The 26,972-nt window shown below is 69.6% G+C and carries 26 protein-coding genes; 12 read left to right on the top strand and 14 right to left on the bottom strand.

The genetic code is table 11. From position 1 onward, the window contains the following. Positions 1 to 91: 91 nt before the first annotated feature. Complete coding sequence (locus ACIBX3_RS29995; RefSeq protein ID WP_397122737.1) at positions 92 to 1,276, top strand: cytochrome P450; 1,185 nt, start codon at positions 92 to 94, stop codon at positions 1,274 to 1,276. Between the two features lie 288 nt (positions 1,277 to 1,564). Here ACIBX3_RS29995 and ACIBX3_RS29990 read toward each other — a convergent pair whose 3' ends face one another. The 3 genes from ACIBX3_RS29990 to ACIBX3_RS29980 all read right to left on the bottom strand — a co-directional run bounded on the left by ACIBX3_RS29990 (position 1,565) and on the right by ACIBX3_RS29980 (position 4,423). Continuing rightward, complete coding sequence (locus tag ACIBX3_RS29990; protein ID WP_397122735.1) at positions 1,565 to 2,440, bottom strand: DUF559 domain-containing protein; 876 nt, start codon at positions 2,438 to 2,440, stop codon at positions 1,565 to 1,567. A gap of 137 nt (positions 2,441 to 2,577) precedes the next feature. Beyond that, a complete protein-coding gene (locus ACIBX3_RS29985; RefSeq protein WP_397122733.1) occupies positions 2,578 to 3,153 on the bottom strand; it encodes a helix-turn-helix domain-containing protein in 576 nt (191 codons plus the stop codon). 238 nt (positions 3,154 to 3,391) lie between these two features. Next, complete coding sequence (locus tag ACIBX3_RS29980) at positions 3,392 to 4,423, bottom strand: GDP-mannose 4,6-dehydratase (protein WP_397122731.1); 1,032 nt, start codon at positions 4,421 to 4,423, stop codon at positions 3,392 to 3,394. A gap of 231 nt (positions 4,424 to 4,654) precedes the next feature. Here ACIBX3_RS29980 and ACIBX3_RS29975 point away from each other — a divergent pair, with 231 nt between their 5' ends. From ACIBX3_RS29975 to ACIBX3_RS29960, 4 genes are all read left to right on the top strand, one after another. Continuing rightward, complete coding sequence (locus ACIBX3_RS29975) at positions 4,655 to 5,908, top strand: glycosyltransferase family 4 protein (protein WP_397122729.1); 1,254 nt, start codon at positions 4,655 to 4,657, stop codon at positions 5,906 to 5,908. Continuing rightward, complete coding sequence (locus ACIBX3_RS29970) at positions 5,908 to 6,618, top strand: class I SAM-dependent methyltransferase (RefSeq protein WP_397122727.1); 711 nt, start codon at positions 5,908 to 5,910, stop codon at positions 6,616 to 6,618. Before ACIBX3_RS29975 ends, ACIBX3_RS29970 begins: the two co-directional genes overlap by 1 nt. Then, positions 6,615 to 7,691 carry a prenyltransferase gene (locus ACIBX3_RS29965; RefSeq protein ID WP_397122725.1) on the top strand — a complete coding sequence of 359 codons (1,077 nt, stop codon included), beginning with the start codon at positions 6,615 to 6,617 and terminating at the stop codon, positions 7,689 to 7,691. The genes ACIBX3_RS29970 and ACIBX3_RS29965 overlap by 4 nt, the downstream gene beginning before the upstream one ends. A gap of 125 nt (positions 7,692 to 7,816) precedes the next feature. Further along, on the top strand, positions 7,817 to 8,812 hold the full coding sequence (locus ACIBX3_RS29960; protein ID WP_397122723.1) for a DUF1702 family protein: 996 nt from the start codon (positions 7,817 to 7,819) through the stop codon (positions 8,810 to 8,812). A gap of 14 nt (positions 8,813 to 8,826) precedes the next feature. Here ACIBX3_RS29960 and ACIBX3_RS29955 read toward each other — a convergent pair whose 3' ends face one another. Beyond that, positions 8,827 to 9,456, bottom strand: coding sequence for a class I SAM-dependent methyltransferase (locus ACIBX3_RS29955; RefSeq protein ID WP_397123136.1), 630 nt, complete (start codon positions 9,454 to 9,456; stop codon positions 8,827 to 8,829). Positions 9,457 to 9,541: 85 nt separating this feature from the next. On the opposite strand from ACIBX3_RS29955, the gene ACIBX3_RS29950 reads away from it, so the two are divergent. From ACIBX3_RS29950 to ACIBX3_RS29935, 4 genes are all read left to right on the top strand, one after another. Next, entirely contained in the window at positions 9,542 to 9,994 is a 453-nt protein-coding gene (locus tag ACIBX3_RS29950) for a pyridoxamine 5'-phosphate oxidase family protein (RefSeq protein WP_397122721.1), read from the top strand. Then, positions 9,991 to 10,182, top strand: coding sequence for a ferredoxin (locus ACIBX3_RS29945; RefSeq protein WP_397122719.1), 192 nt, complete (start codon positions 9,991 to 9,993; stop codon positions 10,180 to 10,182). The genes ACIBX3_RS29950 and ACIBX3_RS29945 overlap by 4 nt, the downstream gene beginning before the upstream one ends. Before the next feature lie 39 nt (positions 10,183 to 10,221). Next, on the top strand, positions 10,222 to 11,310 hold the full coding sequence (locus tag ACIBX3_RS29940; RefSeq protein ID WP_397122717.1) for a Zn-dependent alcohol dehydrogenase: 1,089 nt from the start codon (positions 10,222 to 10,224) through the stop codon (positions 11,308 to 11,310). A 171-nt stretch (positions 11,311 to 11,481) separates the two neighbouring features. Further along, on the top strand, positions 11,482 to 12,864 hold the full coding sequence (locus ACIBX3_RS29935; RefSeq protein WP_397122715.1) for an alpha/beta hydrolase: 1,383 nt from the start codon (positions 11,482 to 11,484) through the stop codon (positions 12,862 to 12,864). A gap of 134 nt (positions 12,865 to 12,998) precedes the next feature. Here ACIBX3_RS29935 and ACIBX3_RS29930 read toward each other — a convergent pair whose 3' ends face one another. The 7 genes from ACIBX3_RS29930 to ACIBX3_RS29900 form a co-directional block, all read right to left on the bottom strand. Next, on the bottom strand, positions 12,999 to 14,003 hold the full coding sequence (locus ACIBX3_RS29930; protein WP_397122713.1) for a sugar phosphate isomerase/epimerase family protein: 1,005 nt from the start codon (positions 14,001 to 14,003) through the stop codon (positions 12,999 to 13,001). A 3-nt stretch (positions 14,004 to 14,006) separates the two neighbouring features. After that, positions 14,007 to 15,158: a Gfo/Idh/MocA family protein gene (locus ACIBX3_RS29925; RefSeq protein WP_397122711.1), complete on the bottom strand. Its 1,152-nt coding sequence runs from the start codon at positions 15,156 to 15,158 to the stop codon at positions 14,007 to 14,009. Positions 15,159 to 15,169: 11 nt separating this feature from the next. Continuing rightward, positions 15,170 to 16,219, bottom strand: a complete 1,050-nt coding sequence (locus ACIBX3_RS29920; RefSeq protein ID WP_397122709.1) for an ABC transporter substrate-binding protein — start codon at positions 16,217 to 16,219, stop codon at positions 15,170 to 15,172. Then, complete coding sequence (locus ACIBX3_RS29915) at positions 16,216 to 17,223, bottom strand: ABC transporter permease (RefSeq protein ID WP_397122707.1); 1,008 nt, start codon at positions 17,221 to 17,223, stop codon at positions 16,216 to 16,218. Before ACIBX3_RS29915 ends, ACIBX3_RS29920 begins: the two co-directional genes overlap by 4 nt. Next, positions 17,223 to 18,707 (bottom strand): sugar ABC transporter ATP-binding protein, encoded by a 1,485-nt coding sequence (locus ACIBX3_RS29910; RefSeq protein ID WP_397122705.1) that lies wholly within the window; start codon positions 18,705 to 18,707, stop codon positions 17,223 to 17,225. Before ACIBX3_RS29910 ends, ACIBX3_RS29915 begins: the two co-directional genes overlap by 1 nt. 41 nt (positions 18,708 to 18,748) lie before the next feature. Further along, on the bottom strand, positions 18,749 to 19,906 hold the full coding sequence (locus tag ACIBX3_RS29905) for an ROK family protein (RefSeq protein ID WP_397122703.1): 1,158 nt from the start codon (positions 19,904 to 19,906) through the stop codon (positions 18,749 to 18,751). A 288-nt stretch (positions 19,907 to 20,194) separates the two neighbouring features. Continuing rightward, positions 20,195 to 21,067 (bottom strand): SDR family oxidoreductase, encoded by an 873-nt coding sequence (locus tag ACIBX3_RS29900; protein ID WP_397122701.1) that lies wholly within the window; start codon positions 21,065 to 21,067, stop codon positions 20,195 to 20,197. A gap of 158 nt (positions 21,068 to 21,225) precedes the next feature. On the opposite strand from ACIBX3_RS29900, the gene ACIBX3_RS29895 reads away from it, so the two are divergent. Then, the gene (locus ACIBX3_RS29895) at positions 21,226 to 22,272 is read left to right on the top strand and encodes a dihydrodipicolinate reductase (protein ID WP_397122699.1); all 1,047 of its coding nucleotides are present in this window, start codon (positions 21,226 to 21,228) and stop codon (positions 22,270 to 22,272) included. Here ACIBX3_RS29895 and ACIBX3_RS29890 read toward each other — a convergent pair. Continuing rightward, positions 22,265 to 23,326 carry an MBL fold metallo-hydrolase gene (locus ACIBX3_RS29890; protein WP_397122697.1) on the bottom strand — a complete coding sequence of 354 codons (1,062 nt, stop codon included), beginning with the start codon at positions 23,324 to 23,326 and terminating at the stop codon, positions 22,265 to 22,267. The two genes, ACIBX3_RS29895 and ACIBX3_RS29890, sit on opposite strands and share 8 nt — an antisense overlap. Before the next feature lie 55 nt (positions 23,327 to 23,381). Between ACIBX3_RS29890 and ACIBX3_RS29885 the strand changes: the two genes are divergently transcribed. Further along, on the top strand, positions 23,382 to 24,227 hold the full coding sequence (locus ACIBX3_RS29885) for a glutathione S-transferase family protein (protein WP_397122695.1): 846 nt from the start codon (positions 23,382 to 23,384) through the stop codon (positions 24,225 to 24,227). Here ACIBX3_RS29885 and ACIBX3_RS29880 read toward each other — a convergent pair. Both ACIBX3_RS29880 and ACIBX3_RS29875 read right to left on the bottom strand, forming a co-directional pair. After that, positions 24,175 to 25,353 carry an MFS transporter gene (locus tag ACIBX3_RS29880; protein ID WP_397123134.1) on the bottom strand — a complete coding sequence of 393 codons (1,179 nt, stop codon included), beginning with the start codon at positions 25,351 to 25,353 and terminating at the stop codon, positions 24,175 to 24,177. The genes ACIBX3_RS29885 and ACIBX3_RS29880 overlap by 53 nt on opposite strands. Before the next feature lie 183 nt (positions 25,354 to 25,536). Beyond that, entirely contained in the window at positions 25,537 to 26,100 is a 564-nt protein-coding gene (locus ACIBX3_RS29875) for a helix-turn-helix domain-containing protein (RefSeq protein WP_397122693.1), read from the bottom strand. Positions 26,101 to 26,174: 74 nt separating this feature from the next. On the opposite strand from ACIBX3_RS29875, the gene ACIBX3_RS29870 reads away from it, so the two are divergent. Beyond that, a complete protein-coding gene (locus tag ACIBX3_RS29870; RefSeq protein ID WP_397122691.1) occupies positions 26,175 to 26,819 on the top strand; it encodes a B3/4 domain-containing protein in 645 nt (214 codons plus the stop codon). Positions 26,820 to 26,972 lie beyond the last annotated feature (153 nt).

Genomic DNA, 26,972 nt, shown 5'->3' with positions numbered 1-26,972 from the left:
CACCATGGAGGCTCCTTGACGGTCGTACAGGGACGTAATAGAACACGTTTCAGTACGCTTTACCAAGCGCTTGATCAAGAGGGTGAATCGGGTGCACATCGACCTCGTCGACCGAGACCGCTACGCCACCGCCGGCCCACCACACGACCAGTTCGCCTGGCTGCGCGAGAACTCCCCCGTGCACTGGCACGAGGGGGAACCCGGCTTCTGGGCCGTCACCCGCTACGAGGACGTCGTCCACGTCTCACGCCACTCCGACCTCTTCTCCTCGCACCGTAAGCTCGCCCTGTTCGAGGAGCTGTCCGAGGAGCAGATCGCGCTCCAGCGGCTCATGATGCTCAACCAGGACCCGCCGGAGCACACGCGCCGCCGCTCCCTGGTCAACCGGGGCTTCACTCCGCGCACGATCGGCGCCCTGGAGCAACACATCCGCGACATCTGCGACGACCTCCTCGACAAGTGCTCGGGCGAGATCGACTTCGTCACCGAGGTCGCCGCGCCCCTGCCCCTCTACGTGATCTGCGAGCTGCTCGGCGCGCCCGTGTCCGACCGCGACAAGCTGTTCGCCTGGTCCAACCGCATGATCGGCTCCCAGGACCCCGACTACGCCTCCAGCCCCGAGGAGGGCTCCGGGGCCGCGATGGAGGTCTACGCGTACGCCAACCAGCTGGCGGCGCAGCGCAAGGCCAACCCGCAGAAGGACATCGTCACCAAGCTCCTGCAGCCCGACGAGAACGGCGAGACGCTCGACGAGAACGAATTCGACCTCTTCATCCTCCTCCTGGTGGTCGCCGGCAACGAGACCACCCGCAACGCGGCCTCCGGCGGCATGCTCACCCTCTTCGAACACCCCGACCAGTGGGACCGCCTCGTCGCCGAGCCCACGCTGGCCACGACCGCCGCCGACGAGATCGTCCGCTGGGTCTCCCCGGTCAACCTGTTCCGCCGCACCTCCACGAAGGACCAGGTGCTGGGCGGACAGCCGATCAAGGCCGGCGACAAGGTCGTGGTCTTCTACGGCTCCGCCAACCGCGACACCTCCGTCTTCCCGAACGCCGAGGTCTTCGACGTCGGACGCAACCCGAACCCGCACATCGGCTTCGGAGGCGGCGGTGCCCACTTCTGCCTGGGCAACCACCTCGCCAAGCTGGAACTCCGCATCCTGTTCGAACAACTGGCCCGCCGCCACCCCCACCTCCGGCAGTCCGGCCCGGCCCGGCGGCTGCGCTCGAACTTCATCAGCGGCATCAAGGAGCTGCCCGTCACCCTCGGCTGAGTCCTCCCCTAGGTGGTTGGCATTCTCCGCCTCCTCTAGGTGGGTGGCTAAGTGGGTGGCGCTCTCCGTCCGCGATCAGTCGACCAACGCGCTCAGGACATACGCCCGCGTGGTGGATCTCCGTCGCGGACGGGCCCGGCTCGCCTGGAGCGCAGCACCGATGCGTGGGGCTTGTCCCGGCTCACGCCGACGAACACGACCACACGACTCGTACACCGAGCCATCGCGACATGCGCGGCAATCGGCACGGCGAAAGACAGTGGGCGGACCACGACGCATGCGGATCGCCTACCACTGGTGGGGATGGCGTGGCCGGCCTCGAACGGCGGGTTCGAAGGGGGATCTGCGGCGGGCGGCGCGGATCTGGCGGAGGATGCGGGTCATGCCCTCGGGGCCGGGTTGCCAGCCCCGCTCCATCAACGCATTGGCCACGTGATGGAGGAGGTCGGCGATCTGGCCGGGGATGACGTCTCTCCGGACGGCGATCACTCGCCAGCCACGCCGCCGCAGCTCCTCCCGGCGGTCCACGTCGCGTTGCTGGTCGGTGAGCGAGGTGTGGTGCTCCTGGCCGTCGTACTCGACCGCGACCTTGAAGTCCGCCCAGCCCAGGTCGAGCCGGGCGTACCGGTCCCCGCCCAGCTCGACCCTGATCTGGGTGGCGGGTCTGGGGAGGCCGCCCTCCACGAGGATCACCCGGAGCCAGCTCTCACGGGGAGAGGCGGCTCCGGGGTCGGCCGAACTGAGGGTGTCGCGCATGCGCCAGGTGTTGAGCGGGCGGTGCCACAACGCCTCCAGATCGACTCCCCGGCGGGCGAACTGGTCGAGGATGGCCACACCCTCCAGGCGCGGCAACCAGCGGGCGCAGTCGAGGGCCGTGCGTTCCATGGTGGTGATGCGGACGCCCTCATGCTTCGTGACGTCCTCGCCCGGCAGCGGCGCCACGTAGGTGACGCAGCCGGTGACCGCCAGGTGGCTGGGAGCGGTCAGCTCGATGGGCCAATCGTCCTGCGGGGACGGCAGGACGTCGAGGCCCCAGATGTACGCGGCCGTCTGACGGCAGGCGACGGCCTTGGGCACCGCCCGGGTTATTCGCCTGGCGCGATCGGTGAAGGCGGGGAGCTGGGGGTCGTGGTGGTCGATGAAGGATCGGGGCTGGTCGTTCATGGCCCCCAGGGTGCCGCCGGACGGGCAGCTCCGCCTCGGCGTGCTCGGCGAGCCAGATCCGCAGCGCGGCCGGATCGGTGAGCGCCTGCCGCACCTCCTCGAGCGGAGCCTGGATGTGGGCGCGAAGGATCATGGGCTCAGTCATGGTGTTCTCCTCCTGACGTTTCGATCTTGGGGTAGCAGGCGACGGCGAGCTTGAAGGCGTCGCCCTCGGCCCCGCCGTACCGCGTGAACAGGTCCTGCAGCATCGTCTGCAGCTCGGCCAGGAACTCCTGACGGCGCTCAGGAGGCACGTGGATCTCCCCTGACAGGCCGATGGAGGGCAGCTCGGGCGCGGTCCTGTCGAGGCCCGCGATGTCAGCCTGGACCTCCTCCATGAGGTCCAGCAGGTAGCCCAGGCTGAGCTCGTCACGGACCTTGCGCAGCCCGCCGATCCGGCCGACCAGGCGCGGCGACAGCCAGTACGAGCGGGCGCCGGCCTGGTAGATCCCCTCGGAGATCCCCCGCACTTTCCGCTCGGACACCTGATCCACCAGCCCGGCCTCCACCAGCCGTTTGACGTGGTAGTAGACCCGCTGCGGCGTCTGCCCGAGCCGCTCTGCGACCTCCGAGCAGGTACGCGGCTCGGCCAGCTGCCGCAACACCTCCACGCGCTGCGGCTTGAGCAGCGCCTCGGCCTGCCCGATCTCTTCCAGATACAGGACATCTCTCATTGCAAAAACAGTCTTTTACGTAAAAATCATTTTTGTCAATAGGGCATACGAGGACATGGCCTTGGACCGCATGGGAACAACGCCCAGTTGAGCGGCCAAGCCAGAACCACGGAGCCCGGTGCCCGTGCGCGCCGTAACGGCGGCGCGCCACTGACCGGTCAGCGGGCGTTCCCCTGGACAGACGCGAGCCCGCGGCGGCGGGTGGCGGACCACGGCAACGCGTAAAGGAAGAAGACCTTTACGGCCAGGAACTGTCCTGATCCGGGTCGCCGCCGTTGGTGAGGAGGCGGAGGTCGGACTCGACCATCATCGCGACGAGCTCGTCGAACGACACGTCCGGCTCCCACCCCAGCTGCACCCGCGCCTTCTTGGGATCCGCGCACAGCAGGTCCACCTCGGCGGGCCGGTGCAACGCCTGGTCGGTCACCACATGGCGTTCCCAGTCCAGCCCGGCGGCGCTGAAGGCGGCCTCCACCAGCTCCCGCACGGACTTCATCCGCCCGGTGCCGATCACGTAGTCCTCGGGGTTGCCGGCCTGGAGCATGAGGTGCATGGCCTTCACGTAGTCGCCCGCGAACCCCCAGTCCCGCCTGGCCTCCAGGTTGCCCAGCCGCAGCTCCGTGGCCAGCCCGAGCTTGATCCTGGCCACCCCGAGCGACACCTTCCTGGTGACGAACTCGGCGCCGCGGCGCGGCGACTCGTGGTTGAACAGGATCCCGGACACGGCGAACATGCCGTACGACTCGCGGTAGTTCTGGGTGAGGAAGTGCCCGTAGGCCTTGGCGACCCCGTACGGGGAGCGTGGATGGAACGCGGTGCGCTCGGTCTGCGGCGTCTCGCTGACCTGGCCGAACATCTCGGACGACGAAGCCTGATAGAAGCGGATCTGCCCGGACGGGGCACCGGTGCCCCCGCCCCGCGACACGCCCGAGCACACCCGGATCGCCTCCAGCATGCGCAGCACGCCCATCCCGGTCACCTCGGCCGTGAGCTCGGCCTGCTCCCAGGACATGGGGACGAACGAGATCGCACCCAGGTTGTACACCTCGTCAGGCTGAACCCGTTCCACGGCCGAGATCAGCGACCCCTGGTCCAGCAGGTCGCCCCGCACGACCTGAACGTCGGAGAGCAGCTTGCGCATCCGGGACACACGCGGGTTCGCCTGCCCCCGCGCCAGCCCCCAGACTTCGTAGCCCTGGTCGAGCAGGTGCTCCGCCAAGTAGGAACCGTCCTGGCCGGTGATGCCGGTGATCAGAGCGCGCCTGGCCAAGGGGTCCTCCAACGATCGCGAACACGTCCCTTTGGGACGGGAATGTACAGCTATGCGCCCAGAAAGAGCACCAAGCGACCTAGAACCTGTTCCACCGAACCACGCTCGGTTACAGTAACATCGCAGTTCGCACGGCCTTCTGTGACGAATGTGAACAATTCCAGGTGACCTACCGAATGGTAGCCTTCTCGGGCTAAGGTCAGCATTTACGATCTCACTCGGTGGAGAGGGGTGTCCGTGGGGGAGCGAACGCTGCGGATCGCGCTGCTGTCCTACCGCAGCAAGCCCACCTGTGGCGGCCAGGGTGTGTACCTCCGCCACCTGAGCCGCGAACTGGTCGCGCTCGGACACCACGTCGAGGTGTTCTCCGGCCAGCCCTACCCCGAACTGGACGAGGGCGTCATCCTGCGCGAGGTGCCCAGCCTGGACCTCTACCGCGACGAGGACCCGTTCAGGACGCCGAAGCTGGACGAATACCGCGACTGGATCGACTGGCTCGAGGTCGGCACGATGTGGACGGCGGGCTTCCCCGAGCCGCTGACGTTCACCCTGCGCGCCTACCGCGAGCTGAAGAAGCGGCTCGGCGACTTCGACGTCGTGCAGGACAACCAGACCCTCGGGTACGGCCTGCTCGGGATCAAGAAGCTGTTCCCCGTGGTCGGCACCATCCACCACCCGATCAGCGTGGACCGCCGCATCGAGCTGGAGGCCGCCACCGGCGCGAAGAGGCTGACCATGCGCCGCTGGTACGGGTTCGTGAAGATGCAGGCGCGCGTCGCGCCCCGGCTCAGCCCCATCCTGACCGTCAGCGAGTCGTCGCTGGCCGACATCCACCGCGACTTCAACGTCCCGCAGGCCAACATGCGGCTGATCCCGCTCGGCGTGGACACCCGCTACTTCCATCCGCGCCCCGGCATGCCCAGGCGCAAGGGCTCGATCGTGGCGGTGGCCAGCGCCGACTCGCCCATGAAGGGCGTCGCGACGCTGCTGCGCGCCGTGGCCAAGCTGGCCACCGAGCGCGACGTGCACCTCACCGTCGTCAGCAAGCCCACTCCCGGCGGCCCAACCGAGCAGCTCGTGCAGGAGCTGTCGCTGCAGGAACGGGTGCGGTTCGTGCACGGCATCTCCGACGAGGAGCTGGGCGAGCTGATCGCCACCTCGGAGATCTCGGTGGTGCCCTCGCTGTACGAGGGGTTCTCGCTGCCCGCCGTCGAGCACATGGCCTGCGCCACGCCTCTGGTGGCCAGCCGTACGGGCGCCCTGCCCGAGGTGGTCGGCGACGCGGCCGTCCAGGTCCCGCCGGGCGACGCCGAGGAGCTGGCCATGGTGCTGCGCCGGCTGCACGACTCGCCCGAGGAGCGCGAGCGGGTCGGCAAGGCGGGATACGACCGCGTCATGGAGCGCTACACCTGGCACGTCGTGGCCAAGAAGACCGTCGAGGCGTACCGCGAGGCCATCGAGAACCACAAGAGGAGAAGCGACTAGTGCTGACCGTGGACTTCGCCCGTCTTCCCGTCGGCCCCGGCGTGCGCGTGCTCGACCTCGGCTGCGGCGGCGGCCGGCACGCCTTCGAGGTGCTGCGCCGCGGGGCGGACGTGATTGCGTTCGACATGGACCAGGCAGAGCTGGACAGCGTGGCGGCCATGTTCGTGGCGATGGACAAGGCGGGCGAGGTGCCGCCCGGCGCCACCGGCGAGACCGTCCAGGGCACGGCGCTCGACATGCCGTTCGAGGACGGCGGCTTCGACCGGGTCATCGCGGCCGAGGTGCTCGAGCACATCCCCGACGACATGGCCGCCATGCGCGAGATCTTCCGCGTGCTCAAGCCCGGCGGCACGGCCGCGATCACCGTGCCGAGCTTCCTGCCGGAGCGGATCTGCTGGGCGCTGGACGAGGACTACCACACCGCTCCCGGCGGGCACGTGCGGATCTACACGCTGGCCGAGCTGTCGGCCAAGCTGAAGTCCACCGGCTTCGAGATCGGCCCGCACCACCACGCCCACGGGCTGCACGCGCCGTACTGGTGGATCAAATGCGCGGTCGGCGTCAACAATGACGACCATCCGCTCGCGAAGGCGTACCACGAGCTGCTGGTCTGGGACATCATGAAGCGCCCGGCGGCCACCAGGATCGCCGAGGCCGTGCTCAACCCGATCATCGGCAAGAGCGTGGTCCTCTACGTCAGGAAGCCATGATCTCCCACGCGGAGGTCGTGCGGACGGCCGAGAGCATCGCCGCGATCCAGCAGGAGGACGGCGGCGTCCCGTGGCCCGAGGGACACGTCGACGCGTGGAACCACGTCGAATGCCTGATGGCGATGTCCGTGGCGGGCCTGGCGGAGCCGGTGCGGCGCGGGTACGCGTGGCTGGCCCGCCACCAGCGCGCCGACGGCTCCTGGCCGATGAAGCTGGTCGGCGGCGTGCCGGCGGAGCTGGGCGGTGAGAGCAACCACGCCGCCTACATCGCCGTCGGCGTCTGGCACCACCACCTCGTCACCGGCGACCAGTCCTTCACCGAGGAGAGCTGGCCCATGGTCAAGGCCGCTCTCGACTTCGTGGCGGGGCTCCAGACCGAGCGGGGCGAGATCGTGTGGGAGCGCGACGCGCGGGGCAGGTCCTCGGCGGACGCGCTGCTCACCGGCTGCTCCTCCATCCACCAGGGGCTGCGCTGCGGCGTCCTGCTCGCGGAGCATCTGCGTGACCCGCAGCCGCACTGGGAGCTGGCCGCCGACCGGCTGGCGCACGTCCTGAGGGCGCATCCCGAGGCGTTCGCCGACAAGAGCCGGTTCTCGATGGACTGGTACTACCCGGTGCTCGGCGGCGCGGTGCGCGGGCGGCAGGCGTTCAAGCTGCTGGAACGGGAGTGGGCGACGTTCGTGGTGCCCGGACTCGGCATCCGGTGCGTGTCCGACCAGCCGTGGGTGACCGGGGCGGAAACGTGCGAGCTGGTGCTGGCGCTGGACGCGCTGGGGGATCGGGAACGGGCGGTCGCGCTGTTCGCCGACGTGCAGCACCTGCGCCACGAGGACGGCTCGTACTGGACGGGGTGGCAGTTCGCCAACCGCAAGCACTTCCCGCACGAGCGCTCGGGCTACACGGCCGCGGCCGCGGTGCTGGCGGCGGATGCGTTGCTGGAGTTGTCCCCCGGGGCGGGGTTGTTCCGCGACATCGCGGGGACGTCGGTGTTCGACCCGGACGTGTGCGGGTGCGTGGCCGGCACGGGCCTGCGACAGGTGGCCGAGGAGCTCCAGGGCGAGGGCCACCAATAGGGCCGGCAGCAGGGCCGCAAGGGCTTTTGCGAGTTCTTTGCCGGGGAAATCCGGTGTGCCGCCGATGAAAGCCGCAATGGTCTTACTAGCTTCTCAGTGACGTACGAGGCGTCTTCGGGGGAAGCGTGGGCGACACGGGCACAACATCGTTCTTGGAACGGGCCGGGATCCGGCCGGCACTGACCCCGGCGAAGGGGCTGCGGAGGTTCCTGGCCAAGGATCCGCTGGAGTCCGATCTGGGCCGGCGAAGGTTCCGGCTCAGAAATGGAGCTTCTCGGACTGTCTTCGCGAAAGCTGAAAAATCCTATGTTTTCGGCTTTAACGCGGTGATTTCCAGAGAAGTGGAGAAGGTCGAGGAGATCCCGGCTGAGCAGCAGCCCTTCGGCTACGAGGGGGCCGCCGCCGCCTGCACCATGCTCGACCTGCTCACGCTGACACGGGGCCGGCGCCTTCACGAGCTACTGACCGGCCCCGCCCAGCACCACCGGCACGCCGCCTACCTCGGCGCCGGCCGCGGGTACGCCCTGCTGCGCCTGCGACCCGTACGCGGGGCTCGGCAGGCCCACCCGCTGCTGCGGTGGCTGGCGGTGGACGGGTTCGGGTTCCAGTGGAGCCTGGCGAGGGCCGATCGGATGATCGGCGAGCGGACCATGCCCGACCTGTTCACCAGGGCCCACTGCTCCGTGTTCGACCAGGGGCTGGGGCGGCTGCTCTGGTACCACGACTGCGCGTCGCCCGACGACGTGGCCGCCAGGATCGCCGGCTTTCCCGCCGGGCGGAGGGCCGATCTGTGGAGCGGGGTGGGATTCGCCGCGGCCTACACCGGCGGAGCCGAGGCCGACGAGCTGTGGTGGCTGACCGAGCACGCGGGGGCGGACGGGTTCCGCGCGCATCTGGCCCAGGGGTGCGCGTTCGCCGTGGCCGCACGGCTGCGGTCCGGGATGCTGCCGGATCACACGGCCCAGGCCGTGCCGACCCTGGCCGGAGCCGATCCCGAGGAGGTGGCCGCCTGGACGGACCGGGCGCTCATCGAGCTCGGGCACGAGGCGCGTACCCATGAGGACTTCCGCAGCTGGCAGTCCCAGATCCGGCACTCCTGGACCCGCCGCCACCGCGTTTAGGCCGCTCAGAGCGATCAGATGCCCGGGCCGACGCGTTCCAGCACGCGGAGCGAGCCCTCTGCCGACACCTCGGTGAAGGCCCCGGACTCCAGCGCCCGCCGGTAGATCTGGTACGGCGCCTGCCCGCCGTGCGCGGGGTCCGGGTAGACGTCGTGGAAGACCAGTCCCCCGCCCGCCATGACGTGCGGCGCCCAGCCCTCGTAGTCGCGGGTGACCGGGTCCTCGGAGTGACCACCGTCGATGAACAGCATGCCCAGCGGCGTGTTCCAGAGCCTGGCCACCCGTTCGGACCTGCCGACGACGGCGATCACCTCGTCCTCCAGCCCCGCCGCGGCGATCGTGGCCCGGAAGGTCGGCAGCGAGTCCATCTTCCCGAACCGGACGTCTATCAGCGTCGGGTCGTGGTGCGCCCACCCGGGCTGGATCTCCTCCGACCCGCGATGGTGGTCCACGGTGACGACCACGGACCCGGCCTGCCTGGCGGCCGCCCCGAGGTAGATCGCGGACTTGCCGCAGTAGGTGCCGATCTCGCAGATGGGCCCGAGCTTGCCGTACTGGCAGGCCGACTCGAACAGGGCCAGCCCTTCGTCGGGCGGCATGAATCCCTTGGCGTGCTTCGCTGCGTAGAGCAGCTCTGACGGCATCGTCATAGCAGTGCACCCTAGCCGAACCGAATAACATTCCGGGGAACTCTTGCAGCCCTCTTCTGGAACCTGTTCTACTTGGCACGTGAATCAGCGCGCTCGCATCGCGATGTCCGACGACGACGTGGCGGCCTTCCTGGAGAGCTCACGCAAGCTGCAGCTGGCCACCATCAACCCGGACGGCACGCCGCACCTGGTGACGATGTTCTACGGGCTCGACGACGGGCGGATCGCCTTCTGGACCTACGGCAAGGCGCAGAAGACCCGCAACCTGACCCGCGACCCCCGGGTGAGCTGCCTGATCGAGACCGGCGACGACTACGACGAGCTGCGCGGCGTCCTGGTGTACGGCAAGGCCGAGCAGATCATCGACCGGGACCGCGTCATGGCCATCGGCATGGCGGTAGCCCGCAGGATGACCCCCGGCGTTCCGGACGAGCTGCTGCGGCCGTACGTCGAACACACCGGACGCAAGAGGGTCGCGTACGTCGTCGAGCGCACCAAAGTGGTCTCATGGGACCACAGGAGGCTGACATGAAGGTCAAGGTGGACGAGCTGGTCTGCGAGGCCAACGCAGTCTGCATGGGGCTCGCACCCGAGGTGTTCGAGGTGGACGACGACGACCAGCTGCACATCCTTCTTCCAGAACCACCCCCCGAGCTACGGGACCGCGTCCGTCATGCAGTGCGGTCCTGCCCCAAAGCCGCTCTATCCATCGAGGAATAACCCTCGAGGACAAGCCTTCGAGCCGGAGGAGGAACCCCCATGCGCGCCGCGATCCTGCACGCCGCAGGCAACGACAAGCTCGACATTCGCGACGACGTCACCCTGGCGCCGGTCGGTCCGTCGGACGTACGGGTCCGAATCAAAGCCACGGGCGTCTGCCACTCGGACCTGTCGGCCATGTCCGGCATGCTGCCGCAGCCCGTCCCGCTCGTCCTGGGCCATGAGGGCTCCGGCGAGGTGGTCGAGGTGGGTGAGCACGTCACGTCCCTCCAGCCGGGCGACCACGTGGTGATCAACTGGCGGCCGGCCTGCCAGGAGTGCGACCTGTGCCTGGGCGGGCAGCCGTACCTGTGCCTCAAGTACGTCGTCGAGGCCTTCAGCAAGGGCAACTTCCGGTTCGGGGGCGACGGGGCGACGGCGTTCGGGATGGCCGGCTGCGGCACCTGGGCCGAGGAGATCATCGTGCCCTGGCAGGGCGCGATCAAGATCGACCCGGAGGTCTCGTGGGAGGCGGCGGCCCTGATCGGCTGCGGCATCACGACCGGCGTGGGCGCCGCGCTCAACACCGCGAAGGTACGCCCGGGCTCCACGGTCGCGGTGATCGGCTGCGGCGGCGTGGGCCTGTCGGTCATCCAGGGCGCCCGCATCGCCGGCGCCCGGATGATCCTCGCGGTGGACCCGCTGGAGTCCAAGCACGAGCTGGCCAAGAAGGTAGGGGCGACGCACGCGGTCACACCCGAGGGGGTTCCGGACGCGCTCAACGAGCTCACCGGCGGCTCCGGCTTCGACTACGGCTTCGAGGTGGTCGGCAAGTCGGCCACCATCCAGAGCGCGTGGCAGGTCACGCGGCAGGGCGGCGACGTCATCGTGGTCGGCGCGGGCGCGATGGACGACATGGTCTCGATCTCGGCGTTCAGCCTGCTGTTCGAGGGCAAGAACCTGCTGTCCAGCCTGTACGGCGAGGCCGACGTGCGGCACGACTTCCCGTACTTCGCCAAGCTCTACAAGGCCGGGCAGCTGGACCTGGAGTCGATGATCAGCGCCCGCATCCGTCTCGGCGACCTGAACGACGCGGTCGAGGCCCTGCGGAGCGGCGAGGTCCTCCGCCAGATCGTCCTCATGGACTGATCAAGCACCGGCGAGGGAACCGGGCGGCGCCGTCGCCATAGGGGCCTCGGCGCCTGCCTCACCCTCCCTTTCCGATAGGAGCCTGCTCCTACATCGAGATCCTCCTTCCGCATCACGGATTCGGCACATTCCGCAGGAATGCTGAAACGAGATGCGAAGGGAGGACCCAGCATGAAACGCACAACAGTCACCTTGGTGACGGTCGGGCTGCTGGCGACCGCCACACCCGCCGCCTCCACCAGCCCGCTCGACTGGCGGCCGTGCGGCCCGCACGGCATGGACTGCAGCACCCTCGACGTCCCGGCCGGCCTCGAGCTCAACCTGGCCCGGCTCCCGGCTACGGGCGCCCGCAAGGGCACGGTGCTCTACGCCCCCGGCGGCCCCGGCAAGGACGGCATCCGGCAGCTCCGCGACGCCGCGCAGACCGTCGCCGCCCTGCGACGGCACTTCGACGTGGTCGCCTTCGACACGCGCCAGACGCGCGTCATACGGGACCTGACCGGATCCTGCGAGACGGCTCTCCCGCTGCCGGCCGAGCCGCGCGACCGCGAGGAGTTCAACCGGCAGGCGGCCCGTCAGCGGGCGGCTTTCGATGAATGCGCCGCCGAGGACGCCACCGGTCTGTTCCGCCACGCGGACGCGGCCGCGGTGGCCGGGGACATGGACGCGATTCGCGCCGCCCTGGGCGAACGCCGGATCTCCATCATGGGCGAGTCGTACGGCGGCATCACCGCGGCCGCCTACGCCCGCCGGTTCCCGCGGCGGATCCGCGCCATGCATCTCGACGGCACGCCCGACCACACCACCACGAAGCTCGATTCCGCAGGTGCTTCCAGCGCGCGGATGCTCGGCAGGTTCGCCGCCTGGTGCGCGGGCGACCCATCATGCGCCCTGCACGGCCAGGACGTCCGCAAGGTGTGGCGGGACCTGATCCGCCGCGCCGACCGCCGTCCCGTCCCCGTCTCCTCGCCCCAGTTCGGCAGCGGCCGCCTGACCGGCATGCACCTGCAGGTCATCGGCAGCGGCATGGTCGTCAACACGCGGGGCGACCAGTGGAAGCCGTTCGCCGAGGCGGTCGCCAAGGCCGTACGGGGCGACTTCGCCCTCTTCGGCGAGCAGGCGTTGGGGCTGTCGTACCACGGCACGCAGCCGCGCGCCGTGGCACCCTGGTGCGGCGACGGCTTCGGCATCACTTCCTACGACGACTACGCCAAGGCCCGGCGTGATCTGGACAGGAAACTGCCGGACTTCGGCCGGGGCGCCCTGTGGCCGGGCCTGGCGTGCTCCGGCTGGCCGTACCGCCCGGCGAACCCGCCCCGCCCGCTGCCGGTCGCGCAACTGCCGCCGCTGATCGGCTCGGGCTCGTGGAGTGACCACGCCATGACCGACCAGCTCGTACGGCAGGTGCCCGGCTCGGTCACGATCCGGTACGAAGGCTTCGGCCACGCCCTCTACATCAGCGGGGCGAGCCGGTGCGTTGCCGATCACGTGGTGTCTTACTTCGAGGACCTCAGGCTCCCGCCCTCGGGCACGGTGTGCCGCCCCGGCGAATGACCACGCTGCCCATCACGAGCCACCAGGGAGGCGGACGAAGCAGGACTGGACGGCCGGATGAATCACCGCGACCGGGATGCGCGAGGAACGGGAGCTTCTCGCGCACCCCGGCGTGGAAGGCCTTGCGGGCTCGGTTACGTGGTGGAGAAGGCCGCGTCGAAGGCGGTGGTGGGCGGGGTGATGGAGTTGAGCGTGCGGATGTAGCCCAGCGCCTCCTTGGCCCCGTCCAGCCGGTCCATCCCGGCGTCCTCCCACTCGATCGAGATCGGGCCCGCGTACCCGATGGAGTTGAGCGCCCGGAAGCAGTCCTCCCACGGCACGTCGCCGCGTCCGGTGGAGACGAAGTCCCAGCCGCGCCGCATGTCCGCCCATGGCATGTGCGACGACAGGCGGCCCTTCCGGCCGTCGCCGACGCGCATGCGCGTGTCCTTGCAGTCCACGTGGTAGATCCGGTCCTTGAAGTCCAGGATGAAGCCCACCGGGTCCAGGTCCTGCCAGACCATGTGCGACGGGTCCCAGTTGAGGCCGAAGGCCAGCCGGTGGTCGATGGCCTCCAGCGTCCGGACCGTCGTGTAGTAGTCGTAGGCGATCTCGCTCGGATGGACCTCGTGCGCGAAGCGCACGCCCACCTCGTCGAAGACGTCGAGGATGGGGTTCCAGCGGTCGGCGAAGTCCTGGTAGCCGGCGTCGATCGCGGAGGCGGGCACCGGCGGGAACATGGCGACCGTGTGCCAGATCGACGACCCGGTGAAGCCCACCACGGTGTCCACGCCCAGCAGCGACGCGGCCCGCGCGGTGTTCTTCATCTCCTCGGCGGCACGCTGCCGCACGCCCTCGGGCTCGCCGTCGCCCCAGATGCGGGCGGGCAGGATGCCCTTGTGGCGCTCGTCGATGGGGTGGTCGCAGACGGCCTGGCCGACCAGGTGGTTGGAGATCGTCCACACCTTGAGGCCGTGCTTGTCGAGCTGGGCGTGCTTCTGCTCCACGTACGAGGGGTCCGCCATCGCCTGGCCCACGTCGAAGTGGTCGCCGGAGCAGGCGATCTCGAGCCCGTCGTAGCCCCATTCGGCCGCCAGCCGGCACACCTCCTCGAACGGCAGGTCGGCCCACTGCCCGGTGAACAACGTGACTGGTCGCATCGGTCAATCCTCCACGTTCGTGTAGCGGCTGCCTTCAGCCGCGCTTCGCTCGACCGCCTCCAGCACCCGCTGCACCCGCAGCCCGTCGGCGAACGACGGCGTGGGATCGGCTCCGGTGGCGATCGCCTCCAGGAAGTCCTTGATCTCGTGGGTGAAGGTGTGCTCGTAGCCGAGCCCGTGCCCGGGCGGCCACCAGGCGCCCACGTACGGATGATCGGGCTCGGTGACCAGGATCCGCTCGAACCCGCCGCCGCCCGAGCTGAACCACAGCTCGTTCATGGACTCGAAGTCGAAGGCCAGACTGCCGAGCTGACCGTTGATCTCGATGCGCATGGCGTTCTTGCGACCCGTTGCGAAGCGCGTGGCCTCGAACGAGGCCAGCGCCCCGCCCGACATCCGGCCGATGAACAGCGCGGCGTCGTCGACCGTGACCTCGCCCGTCGAGTCCGCACGTGAGGCGCCCAGCCCGGCCGACTCGCCCGCCAGCGGGCGCTGCTTGATGAAGGTCTCCGTCAGCCCCGACACACCGACGACGTGCTGCCCGGTGATGAACTCGGCCGCGTCCACGATGTGGGAGCCGATGTCGCCGAGCGCCCCGGCCCCTGCCTTGTCCTTCTGCAGCCGCCACACCAGCGGGAACTCCGGATCGACGATCCAGTCCTGCAGGTATTGGGCCCGGACGTGCCTGATCTCGCCGAGCCTGCCCTCCTCGACGTACCGGCGGGCGAGGGCGACCGCGGGCACCCGCCGGTAGTTGAAGGCCACCATGCTCTTGCCCGATGCCGCGGCCGCCGCGCGCACCATGGCCTCGGCTTCGGCGACGGTGTTGGCCAGCGGTTTCTCACAGATCACGTGTTTGCCGGCCTCGAGCGCGGCGATGGCGATCTCGGCGTGAGAGTCGCCGGGCGTGCAGATGTCGACGATCTGCACGTCGTCGCGTTCGACCAGCTCTCTCCAGTCCGTCTCGGCCGCCTCCCAGCCGAGCTGCGTGGCGGCCGCCTCGGTGCGTTCCTTCGACCGGCCCGCGATCACCGCCATGCGCGGCACCAGCGGCAGGTCGAAGAAGGCCCCCACGCTCCGCCAGGCCTGGGAATGGACGCGGCCCATGAAGGCGTAGCCGATCATGCCCACGCCGACGGTGGTCTTGTTTGACATGCAACCCCCGATCAGGATTCGAAGCCGAGTGCCAGGTACTTCTCGACGTTATCCTTCGTGATGGTCTCGGATGCGAGCGTGATGGACTGGGGCACCTGGTTTTCCACCAGATCACTCATGCCCTTCCCCTGCGCGATCAAGCGGGCCAGTTTGATCGCGGAGGAGGCCATCGTGGGGCTGTAGGTGACGGTGGCCTTCAGCACCGACGTGCCCGACTGGATCTCCTTCATCGCGTTGAGCGAGCCCGCCCCGCCGACCATGATGAACTCGTCGCGGCTGGCCTCCCGGATCGCGGCGAGCACGCCGACGCCCTGGTCGTCGTCGTGGTTCCACAGCGCGTCGATCTTCTTGTGCGCCTGGAGCAGCGACGTGGCCACCTGGTTGCCGGTCTCGACCGTGAACTTGGCGTCCTGCTTGGCCGTGACGCTGAACCCGTACGTCTTCAGCGCGTCGGCGAACCCCTTGCTGCGGTCCTGCGTCAGCGGCAGCGTGGCGATGCCCTGGATCTCGACGATCACCGGGTTCGACACGTTCTTGTCCTTGAGCTGCTTGCCGATGTAGTGCCCGGCCGCGACGCCCATGCCGTAGTTGTCGCCGCCGACCCAGGTCCGGTACGCCAGCTTGTCCGGGAAGATCCGGTCGAGGTTGATGACCGGGATCCCGGCCTCCGTGGCCTGGAGCGCGATCTGGTTGAGCTGCTGACCGTCGTTCGGCAGGATCACCAGTGCGTTCACCTTGGCCGAGATCAAGGACTCGACGGCCGAGATCTGCTGGTTGATGTCGTTCGTGGGCTCGACGGGTTTGAAATCGATGTCGGTGTATTGCTTGGCGGTGGCCTCGGCGTTCTTGGCGATGGCCGCGATCCACCCGTGGTCGGCCGCCGGCGCGGAGAAGCCGATGGTGACCTTCGTGCCTGGCTGGTCGTTGCCGCTGGCGGCGGGGGCGGGAGCGGGGGCCGCGCTGGAGGGCGCCGCCGCGGGCTCGTTGCTGGTGCAGCCGGCCGCTAAGAGTGCGACTCCGCCGACGAGGAGTCCCCTGCGCCCGACGTTCTTCTCGCTCATGGTGATCTCTCCTTCAAGTTCCGCCGCTGGAGAAGGACGGCGATGACGATGATCAGGCCCTTGGCGATCAGCTGGTCGCTGGTGTTGAGGCCGTTGAGGATGAACAGGTTGGTGATGAGGGTGAAGATCAGCAGGCCCAGGATCGAGCCCATGATCGTGCCCCGTCCCCCGGTGAGCAGCGTGCCGCCGATGATCACGGCGGCGATGGCGTCGAGCTCGTACAGGTCGCCGTGGGTGGACGAGCCCGTCGTGGTCCGCGCCATGATCAGGATGGCGGCGATGCCGCAGCACAGCCCGGACAGGGCGTAGAGCAGCATCGTGTGCCTGCGCACGTCGATGCCGGCCAGCCGGGCCGCCTCGGGGTTACCCCCGACCGCGTACGTCCGCCGCCCGAACGTCGTGCGGTTGAGCAGGATCCACCCCAGCACCACGACCAGGGCGAAGATGTAGACGAGCAGCGGGATGCCGAGCACCCGCGTGGTCGACAGGTCGACGAGAGCGGAGTTCTCGGACTGGATGAGCTGCGTCTTGCGGTCGGACATGCGCTGCGCCAGCCCGCGGGCGGCCACGAGCATGGCCAGTGTGGCGATGAACGGCACCAGCCGCCCGTACGCGATCAGCAGCCCGTTGACCAGCCCCGCCCCCGTGCCGACGAGGATCGCGCACATCACCATGATCCACGGCCCGTACGACTGCGTGGCCAGCGTCGTCGCCCAGACCGAGGCCAGCGCCATGACCGCGCCCACCGACAGGTCGATGCCGCCACCGATGATCACGAACGTTGCCCCGACCGTGATCACGCCGATCGTGGCGGCCAGCGACAGGATGCTGACCAGGTTGGAGGTGGTGGCGAAGTTCTCCGGCCGGGTGACCAGTCCCACGATCACCAGGAGCGCGAGCGCCCCGAGCAGGCCGAGATGGCGCATCTCGCCGAGCCCTAAGCGGCGTGCCGACGAGGGCAGGGCCACGCCCGCGCGAGGCCGATCCGTTGTGGGCTCGCTCATCACGCCGCCCTCCCATTCATGATCATGTCGAGTACGTTGTGCTCGTCCAGCTCCGTCGCGTCGCCCTGGTGGATGACCGTCCCCTCACGCAGTACCAGCACCCGGTCGGCGAGGCCGAGCACCTCGGGCACCTCGCTGGAGACCAGCAGCACGCCGATGCCGCGCTCGGCCAGGTCGTGGATGACCGCGTAAAGCTCGGCCCTGGCGCCCACGTCGACGCCTCTGGTGGGCTCGTCGAGCAGGAGCAGCTTGCGGCCGCCGAGCAGCCAGCGGGCGAGCACGGCCTTCTGCTGGTTGCCGCCTGACAGGTTCCTGATCGGGCGATCGGGGTCGGGTGGGCGGATGTCCAGCATTTCCGACAGCCGCCTGGCCTCGTCCCGCTCCCGTTTGCGGTCGATCCAGCCGAACTTCGCGAATTCCGGCAGGCTGCCCAGCGTGATGTTCGCGGTGACGCTCTGGTCGAGGAGGAGCGCCTGAGCCTTGCGTTCCTCGGGGGCCAGGCCCATGCCGCGCCTGACGGTTCCGACGACGCCGCGGCGCACCGGCTTCCCGCCGAGCAGGACGCGGCCGGTGGCGGGGCGGGCGCCGTACACCGCTTCCAGGATCTCCGAGCGGCCGGAGCCGACGAGCCCGGCCAGCCCGACGATCTCGCCGGCCCGCACGGAGAACGACACGTCGGCGAAGACCCCCGGCGAGGTCAGGTGCTCGACGAGGAGCACCTCCTCGCCCGGCTCGCGGCCCCCGCGCGGCGGGAAGACGTACTCGACGTTCCTGCCGGTCATGAGGGAGACGATCTGGGCGGTGGGGGTGTCGCGGGCGGACAGGCCCACGGCGACCGTGCGGCCGTCCTTGAGCACGGTGACCCGGTCGCCGATCTCGCGGATCTCCTCCAGGCGGTGGGAGATGTAGACCACGGCCACGCCCTGGGCGGTGAGCTCGCGGATGATCCGGAAGAGGTTCGCGACCTCGTCGTGGGCCAGGGCGGCGGACGGCTCGTCCATGATGATCAGGCGGGCGTCGTGGGAGAGAGCCCTGGCCATCGAAACGACCTGCTTGGCCGCCGGTGACAACCGGCCCACTTCCGCCGACGGGCGGATCTCCGGGTGCCCGAGCCGCTCCAGCACCTCGCGGGCGGCCTTCCTGGCGGCCGGCCGGTTGACGAAGCCGAAGTGGGCGTGCTCGTGGCCGAGGAAGATGTTCTCCGCCACGCTGAGCCCGTCGACCAGGTCCAGCTCCTGGTAGATGGTGGCGAAGCCGAGCTTGATGGCGTCGATCGGACTGCCCGGCCGCACCTGCTCGTCGTTGAAGACGATCGTGCCCTCGTCCGGCTGGTGCACGCCGGCCAGCACCTTGATCAGGGTGGACTTGCCTGCGCCGTTCTGGCCGAGCAGGCAGTGCACCTCGCCCGCGCGCACGTCCAGGTCGACCCCGTCCAGCGCGCGCACGCCGGGGAACTGCTTGACGATGCCCTTCATGACCAGCATCGGTGGTCCCTATCTGTATCTGTCAGGCTCGGATGTTCGTTTTAAGCGCTGATGATGCGGTTGATGTTGTCCGGTGACAGGTAGTGCTCGATGGCGAGCAGGCCCGCCCCGAGTGCGGCCGCGTTGATGCCCGTACGGCTCGGCGTGATCGACAGGTGGTGCGTGGCCAGCGGCAGCGACCTGCGGTAGACCGTCTCCCTGATGCCGGCCAGGAGGTGCTCGTGCACCCGCGACAACGCGCCGCCGATGACGATGACCTCCGGGTTGAAGAAGTTGACCAGGCTGGCCAGCACCTCGCCGATCAGCCGGCCCGCCTCCCTGACCAGGCGCAGCGCCTGGGTGTTGCCTGACTGCACGAGCGCGACGACGTCGGCCCCGGTCTCGGCCGGCAGGCCCAGCTCGGACAGCCGCCGCGCGATCGCCGCCCCGCCGGCCACCGCCTCCAGGCACGCGCTGTTGCCGCACCGGCAGCCGGCGTCGTCGTGCCCGCTGACCCTGATGTGGCCGATGTCGCCGGCCGAGCCCTGGGCGCCCCTGTGCAGCGTGCCGTCGGCCACGATGCCGCAGCCGATGCCGGTGCCGACCTTGACGAACAGCAGGTGGTTGATGCCGGCGAAGGCGTTGCGGTGCTCGCCCAGCGCCATCACGTTGACGTCGTTGTCGACGAGCACATTGACGCCGTCGAAGAACTCCGGGATGGGGTAGTCGTTCCAGCCCGGCATGATCGGCGGATTGTTCGGCCGCCCCGTGGCGAACTCGACCGGTCCCGGCACCCCGATCCCGACCGCGCGGAGCATCGTCCGCAGCCGCCCGGCCTCGCCGAGCAGCCGGTCGAGCCGCTGGTCCACGTGGGTGAGCACCTTCTCGGGGCCCTCGTCGATCAGCAGCGGGTCCTCGCACGCGGCGAGCACGTTGCCCGAGATGTCCATCAACGCGACGCGGCAGTGCGTGGCGCCCAGATCGACGCCCGCGAACGCGTGGTCCTCGGTGTGCAGGCGCAGCTGGCGCGGCGGCCGGCCGCCGGTGGACTCGCCGCTCTCGGTCTCCTCGACCAGGCCGCGCTCGATCAGCGCGTCAACGCGCTGGGAGATCGTGGACCTGGCCAGGCCGGTGAGCCTCGCGAGATCGGAACGGGTCGTCGCCGAGCCGGCACTGATCAGCGTCAGCACGTCGCCGGCGGTGCCCGGCTGGGGGGTCATGTCGCGACAATAAGATCACCGATGCGGCAAATCAAGAGTGAGAATCGACCAAACTCCGCCAACTTCCGCCGAAGATCGAACAAAGACCGATCTATGGCATATTTCGGGATACGGGCCCAGCCGCGACATCCGCCGGCAGCGGTCCGCCGGATTCACGCGCGCCGCACACGAAGAGCCGGCCCCCGTCGCAGGTGGGGACCGGCTCATCCGGTTCGGCATGTCCGCGCCGGCGCGCTCGTGCCGGCGCGAGCGAAACCACGACGCACGAGAGGGCTGCGGCGGAGGGCCTTAGATCATCGCCTTCATCGAGTCGCCGGCCGTGAGCACGTAAGGCTGCTCGGCCATGATCGATTCCCAGTTGTCGACGATCGCCTCGGGCGTGATGTCGTCGTCCTTCCAGCCCGGCCCCTCGGCCACGAAGACCCGCGCCACCCGGCCCCCGCCCACCGTGAAGACCTCGCCGCTGACCTCACATGACTCGTGCACCAGGTACGCCACCAGCGCGCTCACCCGCTCCGGCGTGAACTTGGCCTCGAACTCGGCCGGCAGCAGCGACTCGGTCATCCGCGTCCAGGCCACGGGCGCGATGGCGTTGGCCTTGATGCCGTTGCGCGCGCCCTCGATCCCGAGCGTCTTGGTGAGCCCGACCAGGCCCATCTTGGCGGTGGAGTAGTTGGCCTGACCGAAGTTGCCGAACAGCCCGGCCGGGCTGGAGGTGTTGACCACCCGCCCGTACCCGGCCGCCTTCATGACCGGGTAAGCGGCCTGGCTCACCAGGTACGAGCCGCGCACGTGCACGGCCATGACCGCGTCGAACTCCTCGACCGCCATCTTCCCGAACGACTTGTCACGCAGGATGCCCGCGTTGTTGACGACGATGTCGACCGTGCCGAACGCGTCCACCGCGGCCTGCACGATGGCCCTGGCGCCCTCGGGCGTGGCGACGTTGTCGGCGTTGGCGATGGCCTGCCCGCCGTTCTTCGTGATGAGCTCGGCCACGTCGGCGGCGGGCCCGGTGGAGGCCCCCGTGCCGTCGAGCGCGCCTCCGAGGTCGTTGACCACGACCTTGGCGCCCCGCTCGGCCAGCAGGAGCGCGTGCGACCGGCCGAGGCCGTGCCCGGCCCCCGTGATGATCGCAACCCTGTCATCGAACCGAAGCATCGAACCTCCAGCGCAGGAGAACAACGTTCTAGTACGAGTACCATAACCTGAGCGCAGGCTACTGTTACTGATCGTCGCGGATAGTGATCGGGCGGTTCTTTTTCTGCTAGGTTCGGCGATCAGCCGCCGTCTCACCAGGGCCCCGGGGAGGCCTCGACATGCCCTTCCGCGTGATCCAGTGGGCCACCGGCGCCATGGGCCGCTCCGCGCTCCACAGCGTGCTCACCAGGCCGGAGCTGGAGCTGGCGGGCGTGCTGGTCCGCGACCCGGCCAAGGTCGGCAAGGACGCCGGCGAGCTGGCCGGGCTCTGCCCCGTGGGCGTGGCCTGCACCGGCGACCCGGGCGAGGTGCTGGCCATGGACGCCGACTGCGTCCTGCACATGCCGCTGCCCGCCGCGTTCTTCGGCCCCAACCGCGCCGCCGACCTCGAGACGATCTGCGCCCTGCTCGCCTCCGGCAAGAACGTCATCACGACCACCGGCCTGGTCTATCCCCAGAGCTACGGCCAGGGCGTGGTGGACCGCATCGAGACGGCCTGCGCCGCGGGCGGCGCCACACTGCACGGCACCGGCATCAACCCGGGCTTCATGAGCGATTTCCTGCCGCTGGCCCTGACCGGGCTGTCCGATCGCATCGACCACGTCTACGTGCGCGAGTCCTCCGACTTCCGCGGGCATCGGTCGCGGGAGGTCGTGGTGGACCTGATGGGGTTCACGCGGACGGTCGAGGAGTACACCGAGGCGGTGCGGCCGTACCGGGCGTTCCAGCGTTCGCTCTTCGGGGAGAGCGTGCAGCTCGTGGCCGACGCGCTCGGCGTGCGGCTGGACGACGTGGAGGAGCGCGACGAGTACGAGGTGGCGGCGGGTGAGTTCGAGATCGCGGCGGGGACGGTGCGCAAGGGCACGGTGTGCGGCTCCCGCTGGATCTTCTCGGGGCTGGTGCGCGGGCGGCCGTTCATGACCATCGAGGTGATCTTCGAGGCCGACGCCGCCCGCGTGACCCGCTGGCCCGACCCCGGGTTCAGCGTGCACATCCAGGGCGTGCCGCAGATGACGCTGACGGTGGAGGAGATCTCGCACGGGCTGGCGGCGGCCGCGGTCCACGCCGTCAACGCCGTCCCGGCCGTGTGCGCGGCGCCGCCGGGCATCCGCACGCTGCTCGATCTGCCGCTGATCATCCCGCGCGGGGCCGTACGCGTCATGTAGCGGGGCGCCACAGCTCCGTCTCGCCCGGCACCCTGACCACGCGACCCCTGGCCGCCAGCCAGACGAGGTGCGCCAGCGTCTCGTTGTTGGCCGCGCGCCGCATGAACGGCGGAATCGTCTCCCACGGCCGCGACCAGCTCAGCCGGGTGGCCACGGCCCAGCAGGTCACCCCGTCGCCCGCGGCGACGACCCGCTCGATCTCGGCCAGCCGCTCGTCGTGGTGCGCCAGCACGGCGTCGACCCGCTCGGCCAGCTCCAGGAACCGGTACTCGTGCGCGGGCAGCACCTCCTCCACGTCCAGCTTCCGCACGGCGGCCAGCGCGTCGAGGTAGTCGGCGAGGGGGTTCGGCGCGGACTGGGGGTGCACGGCCACGATCGGCGTGATCTTGGCCAGCACGTGGTCGCCGGAGAACAGCAGCCTGCGCTCCGGCGAGACGAAGCAGAGGTGGCCGGGCGAGTGGCCGGGCGTCCAGACGGCCCGCAGGTCCCAGCCGGGCAGGCCGAGCTCGTCGCCGTCCTCGACCAGCCGGTCGGGCCTGGCCATCGAGACCATGTGCCTGATCATCATCGACGCGCCGGCCAGCTCGTCCAGCGTCAGCGGCGGCACGCCGCAGCGGGCCAGCAGCGCGCGCTCCCGCTCGACCAGGGAGTCGATGGCCTCGTCGTCGTAACGCTCGCGGACCAGGCGCGCGTCGGCCGGGTGCAGGGCGATCCAGGCGCCCGACACCTCGCGGACGCGCCCGGCCAGACCGTAGTGGTCGGGGTGGATGTGGGTGACGAGCACGCCCTTGACGTCGGTGATGGCGTATCCGGCCACGCCGAGGCCGGCGACGAGCGCGTCGTACGCCTCGTCGGTGTTCCACCCGGCGTCGACGATCGCCACGCCGTCGGGCAGTTCGAGGACGTAGACCAGGACGTACCGCAGGGGGTTGACCGGGATCGGCACCGGGACCGACCACAGTCCCGGGCGTACCCGCTCCACTTCTGGGATCGCCCCGCCCACCCATGCCTCCCGCTGCGCCGCGCTGGCAGGGGTCACCACGAACTTCGCCATGGCCTAGATTGTGCCCGAATAAAGTTCGGGATCCGAATCATGTTCTACTAGGACCATGAAGCTGAGCCGCGAGATCTCAGACGATGGCCGCTTCGTCCGGCAGCCGAACCGTTTCACGGAGCGGCTCGGACCTCCCGAATCCGGCCGGTACCGGGTCTACGCCTCCTACGCCTGCCCGTGGGCGCAGCGCGTACTGATCGTCAGGAAGCTCCTGGGCCTGGAGGACCTGCTGGACGTCACGATCGTCGACCCCATCAGGGACGAGAAGGGCTGGCGCATCCCCGGCGGCGATCCGGAGTACCTGTCGGAGCTCTACCACGCGACCGATCCGGGCTACACGGGCCGCTACACCGTTCCGACCGTCTGGGACACCAAGGACAAGCGCATCGTCACCAACGACTTCAAGCAGATCACCCTCGATCTGGAGATGTCATGGGGCACTTCGCCCGATCTCTATCCGGAACGCCTGCGCCCCGACATCGACATCATGAACGACCGCCTCTATCACGGCCTCAACAACGCGGTGTACGAGGCGGGCTTCGCCGGTGACCAGCAGGCGTACGAGGAGGCGGTGGCGCGGGTCTTCACCACGCTCGACCTCCTCGAGGTACGCCTGGCCGAGTCGGAGTATCTCTTCGACACCCTCACCGACAGCGACGTGCGCCTTTACACCACCCTGGCCAGGTTCGACACCGTCTACTACGCGCACTTCAAGTGCATGGTGCGGCGGTTGACCGACTATCCGGCGCTGTGGGCGTACGCGCGAAGGCTCTACGCGATCCCAGCTTTCCGCGAAACCACCGACTTCGACCAGATCAAGCGCCATTACTACATCACCCAGACCAACATCAACCCGAGCCGGATCGTGCCCGTAGGGCCCGAGCTGGACTGGAGCCTGTAGCGACGGGCATCCGGACGAACAGCAGGGCCGAGGCCAGCATGACCGTGGCGGCCACGCCCCAGGCGGCGGCCACGCCCGCCTGGGTGGCCAGCGCGCCGAGCGTCAGGTTGGCCACGATCCCGCCGGACTGCAGGGACAGCGAGGTCGCCGAGGTCACGGTGGTGCGCTGGGCGGCCGTGACCGCCTTGTGCGTCATCTCCAGCCCCAGCAGGCTGGTCACCGAGCTGCCGGCGAACAGCACGACATAGGCCACTCCGGCGGTCAGCAGCCCGGCGGCGCCGCCGAGCCCGGCCGTCGCGGCCAGCGCGCCGACCGAGAGCGCCGTCAGCACCGAGCCCGCGATCGCGCCCCTGGCGGAGCCGCCGGTCAGCCGCGCCACGCGGGGCGCGAGCGCGCTTCCCGTGGCGCTGCCCGCGAACCCGAGCGCCGCCACGGCGGCGTAGGCCATGCCGCCCTGCTCGGCGGTGCCGGCCAGCTCGGCCAGGCGGCCGGGGGTGAGCAGCTCGATGGAGATCAGCACCACGCCGGAGCTCGCGGCGGCGAGCATCAAACGGCGCAGCACGGGACCGCCGACCGCCAATCCCACACCGGCGGTCACCGTGGCGGGCACCTCACGCAGCACACCTGCGAGCGACCGGCGACCGCCTGCTGCGACGGGCGGCTCCGGCAGGGCGAACAGCACCACGACCAGCAGGACCGCCGCCGCGACCGCGCCGACCCGGCTCGGCGCCGCCAGCGGGAACATCAGCTCAGGCGGCACGACGAGCGGCAGGCCGCCGCCGGCCAGCACGCCGGCGCACAGCGCCACCGACCCCATGGCGCCACCGCGGGCCAGCCCCGGCTTGAGATCGGCGTCCGGCCCCTCGAGCCGGTGCAGCGTGTCGACGTACCAGGAGGCGGCGGGGCCGCTGGACAGTGCCCTGGCCACGCCCTTGAGCACGCCGCCCACCAGGAACATCCAGAACGTCGTCGACATGCTGATCAGCGCGAGTGCCGCCATGAGGAACGCCGCGGAGGCGGCCAGCACCACGCGTCGCCCCACGACGTCGGCCAGGCCGCCGGTGGGCAGCTCCAGCCCCACGGTGACGATCGCGAACACGGTCACCACCAGGCCGATCTGCGCCAGACTGAGACCTCTCGGTCATCAGCAGCACCTGGGAAGCCATCATGAGCCCGACCGGCAGCCAGGTCAGGAAGCTGACGAGCATGTAGCGGCGTAACGCGGAGCGGCGAACGTTCAGGCCCGAGAGCGGTAGCTCGCGTAACCAGCGAGGGCCGAGTGAGCGCGACCGTTCAGCGCGGCGGGCGGTCATGACTCCTCCTGGGGGCGAGGGACGGCGCCCAGCCAGACTCGGACCTGCCTGGCGTCGGGGTCGCCGGCGTAGCGGGCGGCGAGGTCGCGCAGCAACTCGTCGGTCTTGTCCTTGAACTCGCGCAGCGCGGCCGCGGGCAGCGTGAGGACGTGGTCGCTCATCCCGGAGACGTCCACCCAGTCGCCGGTCCAGTCGGCGGGGTCGAACCCCTCCATCAGCCGCCCGACCATCTCGGCCTGCCGCAGGTGCATGATCTTGATGGCCTCGCGGCCCTCGGCGGTGGTGGACATCGTGACGGAGTCCCACGAGGTGTAGCGGTGGCGGGGCCGCCAGCGGCGCTCGCGGCCGTCGCGCCGGTCGGGGTCCTCCTCGATGAAGCCGTACTTGAACAGCTCCCGCAGGTGGTAGCTGGTCGAGCCCGAGCTCTCGCCGACCTTGCGGCCGAGCTCGCTGGCGGTGGCCGGGCCGTCGGTGCGCAGCAGGCCGAGCAGGCGCACCCGCAGCGGGTGGGCGACCACCTTGAGCACCTGAGGGTCGCTGATCTTGTATTGCTCCTCCACAAGGCCAACCGTAAACCGCAAAGGCAATTTTGCAAAGGGAATTTGGTGGTATCCCCTGCTCGTAAACTGGGCGGGTGCTTGATGACATCTGGGTGGACGACACCGTCCTCGAACTACGTCCGGACTTCGCGGTGCTGGTCATGACCGCGCACGGCCTGCGCAACGGGCCCAGCGACGACCGGTCCCGGGCCTGGCTGGCGGCGGCCTCCGAAGTCGAGGTGGAGACCGCGAAGATCGACGCGTGGAAGGACGCCTATCGGGCGTTCGGGGCCAAGCCGCAGCGCACCAGGCCCTCGGTCGACGCCCTCACCCGCAGGATGCCCCTGCCGGAGATCAACCAGGCCGTGGACGCGTACAACTCCATCAGCGTGAAGCACGCCCTGCCGATCGGCGGCGAGGACCTCGACCACTACGTCGGCCCGGCCCGGCTGATCAGGGCGGCCGGCGACGAGGCGTCGGAGGAGCCGCTCGGGCGGCCGGAGCCCGGCGAGGTGATCTGGCGCGACGACGCCGGCGTCACCTGCCGCCGGTGGAACTGGCGCCAGGGGGTGCGCACCCGGCTCACCGAGGAGACCACCAACGCGATCTTCCTGCTGGAACGACTGGAGCCGATGTCGCTGGAGGAGCTCAAGGAGGCCGGCGAGGAGCTTGCCGACCTTCTCTCCGAGATGTCCCCCGACGTGCGGATCATGAGCAGATTGCTGTCAGGAGGGAAATAAACCTCTCGTCCTGGTGTTGATACCAAACAGTAATAAAAGCTGCACCATCCGGATTGGGGAGGGCGGTCGTGACCTCTTTGCGCGCTCCTGAGAGGATCGGGCGAGGCGGCACGAGCTCTTCGGCACGCGCTGCCAGTCCGGGCGAGTAGCCTT

The organism is Nonomuraea sp. NPDC049480 (genome assembly GCF_044465905.1).
Lineage (GTDB): Bacteria > Actinomycetota > Actinomycetes > Streptosporangiales > Streptosporangiaceae > Nonomuraea.
This window is presented reverse-complemented; position numbering and strand designations above follow the sequence as displayed.